Source organism: Serratia sp. KG1D (assembly GCF_037150675.1).
GTDB lineage: Bacteria > Pseudomonadota > Gammaproteobacteria > Enterobacterales > Enterobacteriaceae > Serratia > Serratia nematodiphila.
Genome location: NZ_JBAGIH010000001.1, coordinates 1747484 through 1761796 on the forward strand (window position 1 = coordinate 1747484; position 14313 = coordinate 1761796).

12 protein-coding genes and 1 riboswitch are annotated in these 14313 nt (G+C 60.7%); of the genes, 6 read left to right on the plus strand and 6 right to left on the minus strand.

Features of this window, described 5'->3' with window-relative positions; translation table 11 throughout:
• Positions 1-160 precede the first annotated feature (160 nt).
• Positions 161-1006 (plus strand): inositol monophosphatase family protein, encoded by an 846-nt coding sequence (locus WFM45_RS08510; RefSeq protein WP_250602319.1) that lies wholly within the window; start codon positions 161-163, stop codon positions 1004-1006.
• On the opposite strand, the gene WFM45_RS08515 is transcribed toward WFM45_RS08510, so the two are convergent.
• From WFM45_RS08515 to WFM45_RS08535, 5 genes are all read right to left on the minus strand, one after another.
• Positions 949-2325: a cation diffusion facilitator family transporter gene (locus tag WFM45_RS08515; RefSeq protein WP_336955162.1), complete on the minus strand. Its 1377-nt coding sequence runs from the start codon at positions 2323-2325 to the stop codon at positions 949-951. The genes WFM45_RS08510 and WFM45_RS08515 overlap by 58 nt on opposite strands.
• A 26-nt stretch (positions 2326-2351) precedes the next feature.
• Complete coding sequence (locus WFM45_RS08520; protein ID WP_004938106.1) at positions 2352-2531, minus strand: hypothetical protein; 180 nt, start codon at positions 2529-2531, stop codon at positions 2352-2354.
• Between the two features lie 107 nt (positions 2532-2638).
• On the minus strand, positions 2639-2731 hold the full coding sequence (gene mgtS, locus WFM45_RS08525) for a protein MgtS (RefSeq protein WP_004938109.1): 93 nt from the start codon (positions 2729-2731) through the stop codon (positions 2639-2641).
• Between the two features lie 129 nt (positions 2732-2860).
• Complete coding sequence (locus WFM45_RS08530; protein ID WP_004938111.1) at positions 2861-3883, minus strand: magnesium transporter; 1023 nt, start codon at positions 3881-3883, stop codon at positions 2861-2863.
• 75 nt (positions 3884-3958) lie between these two features.
• Positions 3959-4132: riboswitch (M-box (ykoK) riboswitch) on the minus strand.
• Positions 4133-4274: 142 nt separating this feature from the next.
• Positions 4275-5906: an ABC transporter substrate-binding protein gene (locus WFM45_RS08535; protein ID WP_336955165.1), complete on the minus strand. Its 1632-nt coding sequence runs from the start codon at positions 5904-5906 to the stop codon at positions 4275-4277.
• A 399-nt stretch (positions 5907-6305) separates the two neighbouring features.
• Here WFM45_RS08535 and WFM45_RS08540 point away from each other — a divergent pair, with 399 nt between their 5' ends.
• Genes WFM45_RS08540 through WFM45_RS08550 form a run of 3 tightly spaced genes read left to right on the plus strand, consistent with a single transcriptional unit; the run spans position 6306 to position 9973 of the window.
• Complete coding sequence (locus tag WFM45_RS08540) at positions 6306-7322, plus strand: iron ABC transporter substrate-binding protein (protein WP_004938115.1); 1017 nt, start codon at positions 6306-6308, stop codon at positions 7320-7322.
• A 33-nt stretch (positions 7323-7355) separates the two neighbouring features.
• Positions 7356-8939 (plus strand): ABC transporter permease, encoded by a 1584-nt coding sequence (locus WFM45_RS08545; protein ID WP_033632983.1) that lies wholly within the window; start codon positions 7356-7358, stop codon positions 8937-8939.
• The gene (locus tag WFM45_RS08550) at positions 8936-9973 is read left to right on the plus strand and encodes an ABC transporter ATP-binding protein (protein ID WP_021503743.1); all 1038 of its coding nucleotides are present in this window, start codon (positions 8936-8938) and stop codon (positions 9971-9973) included. The genes WFM45_RS08545 and WFM45_RS08550 overlap by 4 nt, the downstream gene beginning before the upstream one ends.
• 32 nt (positions 9974-10005) lie before the next feature.
• On the opposite strand, the gene WFM45_RS08555 is transcribed toward WFM45_RS08550, so the two are convergent.
• Positions 10006-11502, minus strand: a complete 1497-nt coding sequence (locus tag WFM45_RS08555; RefSeq protein ID WP_336955168.1) for an alpha/beta hydrolase — start codon at positions 11500-11502, stop codon at positions 10006-10008.
• Between the two features lie 221 nt (positions 11503-11723).
• Here WFM45_RS08555 and WFM45_RS08560 point away from each other — a divergent pair, with 221 nt between their 5' ends.
• Both WFM45_RS08560 and fusA read left to right on the plus strand, forming a co-directional pair.
• Positions 11724-11972 (plus strand): glycine zipper domain-containing protein, encoded by a 249-nt coding sequence (locus WFM45_RS08560; RefSeq protein WP_004938127.1) that lies wholly within the window; start codon positions 11724-11726, stop codon positions 11970-11972.
• 226 nt (positions 11973-12198) lie between these two features.
• The gene (gene fusA / locus WFM45_RS08565) at positions 12199-14304 is read left to right on the plus strand and encodes an elongation factor G (RefSeq protein ID WP_103085303.1); all 2106 of its coding nucleotides are present in this window, start codon (positions 12199-12201) and stop codon (positions 14302-14304) included.
• Positions 14305-14313 lie beyond the last annotated feature (9 nt).

The following is a 14313-nucleotide window of genomic DNA, read 5'->3' on the forward strand; positions in this document are numbered from 1 at the left end:
GCCCGGCGGCCTGTTTTTTCCTCTTTGCAAAAACCGCGTGCCGCCGCCGGCTTGAGGCGCGACACGCGGCGCTTTTGTTATCCGCAGCGCTGAGCGACACATTACTTTCATCATTCTCTGGCAGGCTACTGCCATTCTTTTTTTCGTTATCAGGCACTCCATGACATCACTCTCTCCACGGGACATCGAGGCGCGCTACCGCTTCGCGCGTGAGATCGCCCGCGCCGCCGCCGATCTCGCCTTCAGCTTTTATCAACGCCGGCAAAGCCTGGCCGTCGAGTTTAAACAGGGGCTGCAGGACGTGGTCAGCGAGGCCGACCGCCGAGTCGAGGCGCTGATCCGCCGTATGATCAACCGTCGGTTTCCCCAGGACGGGTTTCTCGGCGAAGAGAGCGGCAGCAGCGGCGATAATGCTGCCTGTATTTGGGTGGTCGATCCGATTGACGGCACCGCCTGCTTCCTGAACGGGCTGCATACCTGGTGTATCGCGATAGGCGTGGTGATCGACGGTGAGCCAACGATCGGCGTGGTCTACGATCCCAACCACCGCGAGATGTTCCGCGCCTGCCGCGGCCAAGGCGCCTTCCTCAACGGGGAACCGATCGGCGTGCATGCCGGGCGCAGCGTCGCGGATGGCGTGATGGGCGTTGGGATCTCACCACGCGCTTCGGCGGCGGAATTCAGCGGCTTTCTCTGTCGCCTGCTGCAGGCGGGCGGCATGTTTGTGCGCAATGGTTCCGGCGCGCTGATGACCGCCCAGGTGGCCGCCGGGCGCCTGCTAGGCTATTACGAACCGCATATGAACGCCTGGGACAGCCTGCCAGGGCTGGTGCTGACGCGCGAAGCCGGCGGCGTGGCGAATGACTTTATGCACCACAACGGGCTGCGACGCGGCAACCCGCTGCTGCTGGCCAACGCGGCGCTCTATCCGCAATTGGCCGAGCTGATTCAAACGCCGGGCTTGATCGGCTCGACGTGCCCTATCGCGCGTGAGATGGCCGGATAAAGCGCGCGCAGCCGCCGCTCGACCCGATCGACCGCATCGTGCGCGGCGGCGATGGTTACCGCCGGCGACACCCGGCAGTGGAAGTTGACGATGCCGCCGCCGGCGGTTCTGCGCGCCCGGATGTTGTGCACGTCTTGTACCTTATCCCCCTGCTCCAGCGCCGACTGCAAAATCAGCCGGATATCGGCCAGCTCGGCGGCGGAAACATCCTCGCTGGCCAGCCAGTGCGGCGTCTGCGGTTCCAGATGGGTCTCTATCTCGGTGTCCTCGCCGATCGCCTGACGCAGGATCCCTTCTATCTCCGTGGCGATATCATGCGCCTGCGCCACGCTGGCGTTGGCCGGCACCGCCAAATCCATGCCGATCGCCATGCGCGTCGGCAACTGCTGCAAGGTGACGTTCTGCACCTGCGCGCCGTGATTGGCGGCGATCGCCCGAATGCGCGTCGCCATGTCTTCGTCGCTGCGGGTCTGCGGCACCGCGATGACGGTAAACTCCGCCTTGGCATACTGCTCCCGCAGTCGTTCGACGATTTCTCGCTTGAGCGCATCGATGCGTTCCAGCGGCAAGGTGCGGCACACCGCCACCGTGATCTCGACAAACAGTACGGCGCCGGCGTTGCGAATGCGCACGCTGTCGCAGGCCAGCACCGCCGGGAGGCTGTCCAGCGTGGCGCGAATCGCCTCGGTGGCTCCGGCCGGCGCGGCATCCATCAGCGAGTCGAAGGAGCGTTTACCCAGTTTGATTGCCGCGACAAAGATAAAACCGGCGACGATCAGCGCGGCGATGGCGTCCGCACGGCCAAATCCCAGCAGCACAAACACCATGCCCAGCAGCACCACGCCGGACGAAAGCATGTCGGAGAAGAAATGCAGCGCATCCGCTTCCAGCGCCGCGCTGTCAGTCGCTTTAGCGACGCGGTTGAGCGCCCGCACGCGGAAAAAATCGACGCAGATGGAAATCAGCAGCACGGCGATCACCACCGGCGCCGCGACGATCTCATGCGGCTGCCCAAACAGGCTGCTGCCCGCCTCGTAGACGATCCAACCGGCGGCGCCGAGCAACAGCAACACCTCGAACAGCGCCGCCAGGTTTTCCACCTTGCCGTGGCCGAAGTGGTGATCGTCATCGGCGGGTTTATCGCTGATGCGCACCGCCAGCCAGGTGATGCTGGTGGCGATAAAATCGGTGAAAGAGTGGATCCCTTCGGATATCAGGCCAATACTGCCGGTAAAAATGCCGGCGACGAATTTGCCCGTGGCCAGCAACCCGCTGGTGATCATCGAGTTTCTGGCCACGGCCTGTTTTTCATTTTGCATGATGCTGCTCACATTCGGACGGTGATTTATTTTTTTACTTTAGAGGATAATTGCCAGACAAAGGCGATCAGCAGCATACTGCCAGAGAAAGTCAGCATGAGGCTAGTAAGAAAATTGGATTTTCCGGTGGAATAAAAATAAATCTCATTCACCCCCACCGAAATCATTAAAATGGCGTAGAGCAATCCCAGAATAAGAATCGTCATTATTATCAACTCCCGTATCAGGCCGCGCGTTCAGCGCGCCGCTAAATCCTCCCCATAATAAATAGCGGTTACGGGGAGGATGCATCTAGGCGGATCTTTAGCGTTCATCAATCATCCCATTTGGTGCTCATATAGGCCGCCAACAGGCCCAACGAGCTGATCATTGCCAGGAATCCCATAAAAATAGTCATGTTTCCCATTATTTTGTCCTCAGGTTAAATGTTATCGATAAAATCCCCTTGCGTTAAATATCGGGGTTGGTCGGCGTCCATGGTTTTTAACGTCCTCCTCAGGTTTGTCACATTTCCGCCCTTTACGGGCGGAGCGGTTTAAATACCCAAAACGTGCTGGGCGATTTTGAAATAAATAATCAGGCCGGTGCCATCGATAAAGGTGGCGATAAACGGCGCCGACACCACGGCAGGATCGATGCCGAGACGTTTCAGCAGCATCGGGATGATCGACGAAACAATGGCGCTCCACACGGTGATCGCCACCAGCGACAGGCTGACCACCAGCGTCACCTCCATGCCGACGCCCATGATCCAGGCGCGCACCCAGGCCGCCAGACCGATGGTGACGGCGATCAGCAGCGAGGTCGTGACCTCCTTGCGGATCACCGCGCCCAGGTTGCGCAGGCTGACCTCGCCCAGCGCCATGGCGCGCACCAGCGTCGAGGTGATCTGGGTGCCGCTGTTGCCGCCGGTGCCGATCAGCAACGGGATGAAGAACGCCAGCGCAATCGCCGCTTCAAGCTGATCTTCAAACGCTTTCAGTACGTTGCCGGTGTAGGCTTCGGCCACGAACAACATCAGCAGCCACACCGAGCGTTTGCGCCACAGCGCCCACGGGCTGGTCTCCAGATAAGGCTTGTCCAGCGGCAGGCTCGCGCCTTGGCGTTGTGCATCCTCGGTGTTTTCATCCTCGACCAGCCGGGCGATCTCACGCTCGCCCAGTACGCCGACCAGCGTGTTATTGGCCACCACCGGCACCACGTCCAAACCGCCTTTGCCCAGCAGATGCGCCACGTCGTTACGGTCATCGTCGGGTGAAACCTGGAAATAGCTGTAATCCATCATTACGCCGACGGCTTTATCCTGTTCTTCGCACTGCAACAGTTTTTTCACCGACAGTGTGCCGCGCAGATGATAATCGTCCGCGGTAATAAATACCCGGCTGGGAATTTCGTCCGTTTTGAGCTGCGAAAGTAAATATTCCCGGGCATGATTGACCGTCATCGTTGCGGGAACGGTAATAAAATCGGCGTTCATATAACCGGCGACCGAAGTCTCGTCGAGAGTTTCAGTCGCGTTCAGCGCCGGAGAAGAATAGTGTTGATGTGACTTGATCATTTTGTCAGTCCCTATTTCTGTTGTGAACTTCAACAGCGAATCGCATAGGGGCGTAACCACAGAGGGAGTGCAGACTGCCTATCTCCGCGTCCAGGTTTTAGCACTATACAACGTATCCGAGTTGTTGCTCGGAAGTTACTTTGGGCTGAACCTTAATCCGATAAAGCCTGTCTTAACCTTGGGCATCTCTCGATGTCGTCAGATCAGTAACCTGTGTTTGTATAGGAGCCTCGCCAAACGAGATACTGCATATAAACTACCGGCGCAGTATAGGCGTTGTTTTATCCGGCGGAAAGAAAAGATTGCCCGTCGTTTATGGAGTATTTAGGATAATGTTAATTAAACGGCCATTTATAAAAACGGCTGATATAAATCAGCCGTTTTTTATTTTTCAGTGTTCGAGAATGTAGACGTTTTTATCGTATAAGGCGCCCTGACGAGTAAAGTCGATCCCCTTCACGTAAGGTTTGATGAGCGTGGCGTTGGCTTCGTAGTACACCGGCGCGACCGGCGTATCGACGGCCAGCACCGCCTCGGCCTGCTGGAAATACTGCTGCACCTGCTGCGGTGTCGGCGCCGCCGTCGCCTGATGCAGAATGCGATCGTACTCCGGATTGCGGTATTTGGGGCTGTTCTCGCTGCTGTCGGAACGGAACACGTTCAGGAAAGTAGACGGATCGTTGTAATCCGCCAGCCAGCGGGTAAAGGCCACGCCGTACTGCCCGCGGTTGATATTGTCCAGCGTGACTTTGCGCTCCTGGCTTTGCAAAGTGGCCTCTGCGCCGAGGTTCTTTTTCCACATGGCGGCGGCGGCGATGACGATCTTCTTGATGGTGGCGTCGTTGCTGTACAGCACGGTAAAGCGCAGCGGATGCTCGGCGTTGAAACCGGCCTGCGCCAGCAGTTGCTTCGCCTGGGCGTGGCGTTGTTCCGGCGTCAAACCGGCCGCGGCGCCGGGCTGCAGGCTATAGCCGCCCGCCCCGGTTGGGGTAAAGGTCCAGGCCGGCTGCTGGCCGTATCCCAACACTTTGCCGGCGATAATCTCTTTGTCCAGCGCCAGGTTCAGCGCCTGGCGCACCCGCACGTCGTTAAACGGCGCCTGGCGGTTGTTGAAGGCGAAATAGCTGGTGGAGAGCAGCGGATAGGTTACCAGCTGTTGCTCGCCGAGCGTTTTTTTCAGCTGCTGATACAGCTCCGGCGGCGTGGTATACCCCAATTCAACCTCACCGGCGCGAAAACGCGCCACTTCAGGGAAGCCCTGGATCGGCAAGAAGGTGACCTTGTTGAGCACGGTATTGGCGTTATCCCAATACTGCGGGTTACGTTCCACCACCACCTTTTCGTTCACCACCCACTGGCTGAGGCGGAACGCCCCGTTGCCGACAAAGTGCGCCGGCTGCGTCCAGTTTTTGCCGTACTGCTCCACCACCTTGCGGTTAACCGGCAAAACCGGGAAATGCACCAGTTGCTTGAGCAGATAGGAATTAGGCTCCGACAGCGTCACCTGCAGAGTGTGCGCATCCAGCGCCTTGACGCCCAGCTCGCTCGGCGGTTTGCTGCCGGCGTTGATCGCCGCCGCATTCAGCACGTAGGCCGAAGCCAGATAGCTGCCGTACGGCGAGGCGGTTTTCGGATCGGTGAGGCGCCGCCAACTGTATACAAAATCGTCGGCGGTCACCGGATCGCCGTTCGACCATTTGGCCTGCGGCCGCAGATGGAAAGTCCAGACGTTGCCCTGATGCTCCCACGTCTGCGCCAGTGCCGGGATCACTTCACCGTCTTTTCCGACGCGCAGCAAGCCTTCGAACAGATCGTTGAAGATGTAGAACTCCACATTGCTTTCGGCCAGGTTTGGATCCAGCGTCGCCGGCTCATACCCGTTGGCGCGCACCAGTTCTTGCACCGCCGCCAGTTTAACGCCTGCCGGCACCTCGGCGGCATGGGCAGCCGTAGCGTTAAAAGCCAGGAGGATTAAACCAGCCAGTTTCTTGCCATTAAATGAATATTTCACTTCGATATCCATGATTAGTGTTTTATCGCGTTTAATATGCAATGAGGCAGTGGAATAAATTAAATCATTAATCGCTATGAGTCATAACCAAAAGCGGTGTTGAATTTCTTTCATTATCAAAGAAGTACTGGCGACAGAACGATGAAAAACACGAGGATAAACGCGGAGACCGGCATTGCCGTCAGGAACGCCGTGAACCGGCGGTGACATAAATTCAGGCAATCAATACAGATTATTCCAGCCGAAGCTTAACTTATCCTTAGGACAATTCATTTTGTGAGCGATCGTCAAAAATAATTTAATACGAATCGTTTTCACTATCATTATTGATGTTCTTGGCTAAAATCGGCCTGCTTGCGCTCGCCAGGCGATATTCGTTTTCTTCATTCGAACGCTAAAAAGGATAACTGCATGAAGCTGCGTATTTCATCTCTCGGCCCCGTCGCCCTGCTCGCCTCCTCGATGATGCTGGCCTTTGGCGCTCAGGCGGCCTCTGCCGACCAGGGCATCGTTATTTATAACGCCCAGCATGAAAATCTGGTGAAATCCTGGGTCGACGGATTTACCAAAGACACCGGCATCAAGGTGACGCTGCGCAACGGCGGCGACAGCGAACTGGGCAACCAACTGGTACAGGAAGGCAGCGCTTCACCTGCCGACGTGTTTCTGACGGAAAACTCCCCGGCGATGGTGTTGGTGGATAACGCCAAGCTGTTCGCCCCGCTGGACGCCGCCACGCTGGCGCAGGTGGAACCACAATATCGCCCAAGCCACGGCCGCTGGATCGGCATCGCCGCCCGCTCTACCGTGTTTGTTTATAACCCGGCCAAACTGAGCGACGCGCAGCTGCCGAAATCACTGCTGGATCTGGCCAAGCCGGAATGGAAAGGCCGCTGGGCCGCTTCGCCGTCGGGCGCCGATTTCCAGGCGATCGTCAGCGCGCTGCTGGAGCTGAAAGGCGAGAAAGCCACGCTGGACTGGCTGAAAGCGATGAAAACCAACTTTACCGCCTATAAAGGCAACAGCACGGTGATGAAAGCGGTCAATGCCGGCCAGATCGACAGCGGCGTGATCTATCACTACTACCCGTTCGTGGACGGCGCTAAAACCGGCGAGAACAGCAACAACATCAAGCTGTATTACTTCAAACATCAGGATCCGGGCGCCTTCGTCAGCATCTCCGGCGGCGGCGTGCTGGCTTCCAGCAAGCATCAGCAGCAGGCGCAGGCGTTCATCAAGTGGATCACCGGCAAACAGGGCCAGGAGATCCTGCGCACCAACAACGCCTTCGAATACGCCGTCGGCGTCGGCGCGGCCTCCAACCCGAAACTGGTGCCGCTGAAAGATCTGGACGCGCCGAAGGTAGACGCCGCGCAGTTGAACAGTAAGAAAGTTGTCGAACTGATGACCGAGGCCGGCCTGCTGTAAGGCCCGCCGGCAAACCGAGAGTTTTTGATCGTTATGTCAAACCTGAGTACCCACGCCGCGCAGACCGCGCGGCGTTATTCTGTTGTCCCCCATCACCCGCGGCCAGGGGCGATCGTGGTGGTCAGCGCCGTGTTGCTGTCGCTGCTGGCGCTGTTGCCGCTGGGGTTCGTTATCGGCGTGGCGGTTGAAACCGGCTGGCAAACGGTCAAAGCACTGGTTTTCCGCCCACGCGTGGCGGAACTGCTGTTGAATACTTTGTTGCTGGTGGTGCTGACGCTGCCGATTTGCGCCGTGCTGGGCGTGGCCCTGGCCTGGTTGACCGAACGCACCACGCTGCCGGGCCGCCGTCTCTGGGCGGTATTGGCGACCGCGCCGCTGGCGGTGCCGGCCTTCGTGCAAAGCTATGCCTGGATCAGCCTGGTGCCGTCGATGCACGGCCTGGGCGCAGGCGTTTTCATCTCGGTGCTCGCTTACTTCCCGTTTATCTACCTGCCTGCCGCCGCCGTGCTGCGTCGCTTGGATCCCGGTATCGAGGACGTCGCCACCTCACTCGGCTCCCGGCCGCCGGCGGTGTTTTTCCGCGTGGTATTGCCGCAGCTGAAACTGGCGGTCTGGGGCGGCTCGCTGCTGATCGCGTTGCACCTGCTGGCGGAGTATGGCCTGTACGCCATGATCCGTTTCGATACCTTCACCACCGCGATCTTCGATCAGTTCCAGTCGACCTTCAACGGCCCGGCGGCCAACATGCTGGCCGGCGTGTTGGTGCTGTGCTGCCTGGGGCTGCTGTTGCTTGAGGCGATAAGCCGTGGCCGCGCGCGCTATGCCCGCGTCGGTTCCGGCAGCGCCCGCAGCCAAACGCCGCGCCGCCTTTCGCCGCCGCTCGCCGCGCTGGCGCTGCTGCTGCCGATCGCGCTGACTGCGCTGGCGTTGGGCGTGCCTTTCATCACCCTGGCCCGCTGGCTGTGGCTGGGTGGATTCGAGGTGTGGCGCAACGCCGATCTGTGGCCCGCGCTGTGGCAAACGCTGTCGCTGTCCGCCTCTGGCGCGCTGCTGATCACGCTGTGCGCCATTCCGATGGCCTGGCTGTCGGTGCGCTATCCGGCCCGGCTGTATCGGGTGCTGGAAGGCTGCAACTACGTGACCAGTTCGCTGCCCGGCATCGTGGTGGCGCTGGCGCTGGTGACCATCACCATTCACAGCTTCCGGCCGATTTACCAGACCGAAATCACCCTGCTGCTGGCGTATCTGCTGATGTTTATGCCGCGGGCGCTGATCAATCTGCGCGCCGGCATCGCGCAGGCGCCGGTGGAGTTGGAAAACGTGGCGCGCAGCCTGGGCAAATCGCCGGCGCAGGCGTTGTGGAGCACCACGCTGCGGCTGGCGGCGCCGGGCGCCGCTGCGGGCGCGGCGCTGGTATTCCTGGCGATCGCCAATGAACTGACCGCCACGCTGCTGCTGGCGCCGAACGGCACCCGCACGCTGGCCACCGGCTTCTGGGCGCTGACCAGCGAGATCGACTACGTCGCCGCCGCGCCTTATGCGCTGATTATGGTGGCGCTGTCGCTGCCGCTCACCTGGCTTCTTTATTCTCAATCTAAACGCACGGCGGGACTATGAGCACGCTCGAACTGCACGGTATCGGAAAATCTTACAACGCCATCAGAGTGCTGGAACACATTGACCTGCAGGTTACCGCCGGCAGCCGCACGGCGATCGTCGGCCCTTCCGGCTCCGGCAAAACCACTCTGCTGCGCATCATCGCCGGCTTTGAAATCCCCGACGGCGGCCAGATCCTGCTGCAGGGGCAAGCCATGGGCAACGGCGGCGGCTGGGTGCCTGCGCATCTGCGCGGCATCGGCTTCGTTCCGCAGGATGGCGCGCTGTTCCCGCACTTTACCGTCGCCGGCAACATCGGTTTTGGCCTCAAGGGCAGCAAACGCGAGAAACAGCATCGCATCGAGGCGTTAATGGAGATGGTGGCGCTGGATCGCCGTCTGGCGGCCCTGTGGCCGCATGAACTGTCCGGCGGGCAGCAGCAGCGGGTCGCGCTGGCGCGCGCTCTGTCGCAGCAACCCCGGCTGATGCTGCTGGACGAGCCGTTCTCGGCGCTGGATACCGGCCTGCGCGCCGCCACCCGAAAAGCGGTGGCCGAACTGCTGACGGAGGCCAAAGTAGCGTCGATCCTGGTCACCCACGATCAGAGCGAGGCGCTGTCGTTCGCCGATCAGGTGGCGGTGATGCGCAATGGCCGGCTGGCGCAGGTGGGCGCGCCGCAGGATCTTTATCTGCGCCCGGTCGATGAACCGACCGCCAGCTTCCTTGGCGAAACGCTGGTGTTGACCGCCGAACTGGCGCACGGCTGGGCCGACTGCGCACTGGGGCGCATCGCCGTCGACGATCGCCAACGCAGCGGCCCGGCGCGCATCATGCTGCGCCCGGAGCAGATTCAAATCGGCTTGTCAGATCCGGCGCAGCGCGGCCAGGCGGTGATCACCGGCATTGATTTCGCCGGCTTCGTCTCTACGCTCAACCTGCGGATGGTCGCCGGCGGCGCGCAAATCGAGATCAAAACCGTCAGCCGCGAAGGCCTGCAGCCCGGTTCTCAGGTCACTCTCAACGTGATGGGCCAGGCGCATATTTTCGCCGGCTGACTCACTTAAGGCCGGGCTGCTCCCCGGCCTTCTCAGCGGCAAATCTTGTCGCGGCGCGGCTTTTTCGGCGCCAGCAGATAATCCACCACGCTTTCGTCAACGCAGCTGTCGATGCCGTTCAGCGCCAGCGTATGCCCGTCGCGTTCGCGGGTGATCAGCGGGCTTTTAAAGGCGGCGGCCATCACTTGCGCGTTGCGGTACGGGGTGGTCGGATCGTAGCGCTGGGCGACGAACAGCAGCGGCGGCAGCGCGGCGGACGCCGCCGGGGTGTGCGGCCGATCTTTGCCGCGGTACGGCCACAGATCGCACATTTCCAGCGGGTATTCGTGCAGCGGCAGATAGTGGGCATACAAAGCGGCGGTATTGATCTCCTGCCGCTGCCGGCGCAACTGCTGCGGATCGGCCGTCGGGTTGGCGACGTCGGCGCAGGTGATGACGTTCAGGGCGTCATCGGCATCCGGTGAATAGCTTTCGTCGATCAGATCGGAAACCTGCTGCCCGGCGATGCCGGCATCGAGCTGGCGCAGCACGGTGGCCAGCTCATGCCAGCGCTCCGGCCACAATAACAGCGAACGCGTGACCGTCAGCACGTCGTCGGCGGAGATTTCATAGCCTGCCGCAGTGACGAACGGCTGCTCGTGCAGCTTGCGCAGCAAGGCGTGATAGCGCTGCAGCGCCTGATTGGCGCCGCCGCCCAGCTGACAGCTGTCGGTTTTACCGCAGTAGGCGGCGAAGCGCAGGAAGCTTTGCTGGAAACCCCGTTCCTGGTTTAGCCGCTGGGTGAAATCGTCCTCAGCCAGATCCACCACCCCGTCCAGCACCAGCGCGCGCGTTTTCTTCGGAAAACGCTCGGCATACAGCGCCGCCACCTTGGTGCCGTAAGAGTACGCCACCGCCGTCAGCCCTGGCTCGCCCAGCGCGTGGCGGATCGCGTTCAGATCGTTGACCGCTTCGTCGGTGCCGATATGTTGCAGCACGTCCGCGCCGGTCTGTTTGATGCAGGCGGCAATCAGGGCGCGCGTCTGGTTCTCCGCGCCGGCCACGTCGTTGTCGTCCGGTTCAGGGAGTTCGTCACCTTCAGCCAGCTGGCAGGAGATTTTCGGCGTCGATTGGCCGACGCCGCGCGGATCGTAACCGATGATGTCGTAGGATTTACGCAGCCTGGCGACGTGGGCGTCGTTGCCTAAATAGGGGTTGATGCCCGGCAGGCCCGGCCCGCCGCTGATCGTCACCACGCTGCCCTTTTTCGGCCCGGTGGCGGGCAGCAGGGTCAGCGCCAGGCGCACGGTCTGTTCGCCCGCCTGCGCCGCATGAGCGGGCGGCGTGGCGTACGCCAGCGGCACCTCGAGATAGCCGCAGCGCAGCCCCGGCGGCGGCGCCTCATCGAACCAGCGCTGAAAGCCGCTGTTGAGACAAGATTGCCAACGAATGCCGTTTCCGGCCGCCGCCCCGTGGAGCGCAGGCTTAGCCTGAGCGGGCAACGCGGCGGCAGTCGCGGCGAGCAGCGCCAGAATACGCAGTACTGACATGGGGAGTCCTTTCAACTCAACGAATCGGTCAAAGGGTAACGGTACCCGGTTAAACCGCTAGCCAATAGAACACAAAAAGCCGCGCGGGTGAAGCCGTCACCGCGCGCCCGGCAAGACTTTTCTCTGCTCGGATTGCTCTTATAACACACAGAATGCTGCAAAAAACGTCGTTTGCCTGCTAGGCTTAGGGTTCATTATCCCACAAGGAACAGGAGAGCAGCATGTTTGGAAAAGCGGAAGACAAAGCCAATGAAGCCGCAGGCGCGGTAGAAGAAGCGTTCGGCAAAGCCGTTGATTCGCCGGAGCATCAGGTGCGCGGCGCGGCGCGCAAATACGCCTCCCAGGCCAGCTATGCCGCCCGAGACGCCGCGGACAGCGTAAGAACGCAGGTGGAAGCCAACCCGCTGGCCGGCGTGGCCGTTGCGGCGGCGGTCGGCATCGTTTTCGGCTTCCTGCTGGGACGCAAATAAGCGGCGAACGCGCCGCTCGACAACAGGCCCGTTACGGGCCTTTTTTTCGCCTGCGTGCAAACTTTCATCTATCACAGCCATCGCTTAAAAAAACCAACGCCTTCAACTACGATTAGTTTGTGACCAGAGCGAGGCTCTGCGATCCGACGGATAACCCTATGAGGATTATCACCATTATCCATGCTGTTTAAGCCGCTCTCCTTCACGCGGCTAAGAAAGGTTGATTATGGCTCGCACCACCCCTATCGAACGTTACCGCAATATCGGCATCTCCGCGCATATCGATGCCGGCAAGACCACCACCACCGAGCGGATTCTGTTTTACACCGGGGTCAGCCACAAGCTGGGTGAAGTGCATGACGGCGCGGCGACCATGGACTGGATGGCGCAGGAACAGGAGCGCGGCATCACCATCACCTCGGCGGCCACCACCTGCTTCTGGAACGGCATGCAGCATAACTATCCGCAGCACCGCATCAATATCATCGATACCCCCGGGCACGTCGATTTCACCATTGAAGTGGAACGTTCGATGCGCGTGTTGGACGGCGCCGTGATGGTCTATGACTCGGTGGGCGGCGTGCAGCCGCAGTCGGAAACCGTCTGGCGCCAGGCCAACAAGTACAAGGTGCCGCGGCTGGCGTTCGTCAACAAGATGGACCGCATCGGCGCGGATTTTTTCCGCGTGCGCAAAATGATGATCGAGCGCCTGAAAGCCAACCCGGTGCCGATCGTTATCCCTATCGGCGCCGAAGATCACTTCAGCGGCGTGGTGGATCTGGTGCGGATGAAGGCCATTCTGTGGGACGAAGCCTCGCAGGGCATGAACTTCAGCTTCGAAGAGATCCCGGCAGAGCTGCGCGATTCGGCGCAGGAGTGGCGTGAAAACATGATTGAGGCCGCCGCCGAAGCCTCGGAAGAACTGATGGAGAAATACCTCAACCAGATGCCGCTGAGCGAAGAGGAGATCGTCCACGGGCTGCGGGTGCGCACCGTCGCCGGTGAAATCCAACCGATGCTGTGCGGATCGGCGTTCCGCAACAAAGGGGTGCAGCGCATGCTGGACGCGGTGATCGAGCTGATGCCCTCGCCGCTCGATGTGCCGCCGATGGAGGGCCACGGCGAACACGATGAAATCATCACTCGCAAAGCCGACGACAACGAAAAATTCTCGGCGCTGGCGTTTAAGCTGATGACCGACCCGTTCGTCGGCCAACTCACCTTCGTGCGCGTCTATTCCGGGGTACTGGCCAAAGGCAGCAGCGTTTACAACCCGATCAAAGGCAAAAAGGAGCGCATCGGCCGGATCGTGCAAATGCACGCCAACGATCGTAAGGACATCGACGAGCTGCACGCCGGCGACATCGCCGCCTGCGTTGGCCTGAAGGACGTCACCACCGGCGATACGCTGTGCGATCCCGGCGCCATCATCACGCTGGAGCGCATGACCTTCCCCGAGCCGGTGATCGCCCAGGCGATCGAGCCGAAAACCAAGGGCGACCAGGAGAAAATGGGCATCGCGCTGCAGCGCCTCTCTTCGGAAGATCCGTCGTTCCGGGTGCGCACCGATGAAGAATCCGGCCAGACCATTATCTACGGCATGGGCGAGCTGCACCTGGAGATTATCGTCGATCGCATGCGCCGTGAGTTCGGGGTGGAGACCACCACCGGCAAGCCGCAGGTGTCGTACCGCGAAACCATCCGCAAGCGGGTGGCCGACGTGGAAGGCAAGTTCGTGCGCCAGTCCGGCGGTAAAGGGCAATACGGCCATGTGGTGCTGACCGTCGAGCCGAACGAACCCGGCAAAGGCTTCGAGTTCTTCGATGAGATCAAGGGCGGCGTCATTCCGGGCGAGTTTATCCCGGCGGTGAAAAAAGGCGTGCTCGAGGCGCTGAACAACGGCGTGCTGGCCGGTTATCAGGTAGTGGACGTCAAGGTGCACCTGACCTTCGGTTCTTACCATGACGTCGACTCGTCGGAACAGGCGTTTCGCATGGCGGCGATCTTCGGCTTCAAGGAAGCTTGCCGTCTGGCGGATCCGGTGATCCTGGAGCCCATCATGTCGGTAGAGGTGGAAACGCCGGAGGATTACGCCGGCAACGTGATGGGCGATCTCTCCTCACGCCGCGGTCTGGTGCAGGGCATGGAAGAGATCCCGGGCGGCGGCGGCAAGGAAATTCGCGCCAAGGTGCCGCTGTCCGAGATGTTCGGCTACTCGACCACCCTGCGTTCGATGTCGCAGGGCCGCGCCACCTACACCATGGAATTCAGCCACTACGCCGAAGCGCCGCGCAACGTGGCCGAAGAGATCATTCACCACAGCAAGCGTTAACCCTCGCGC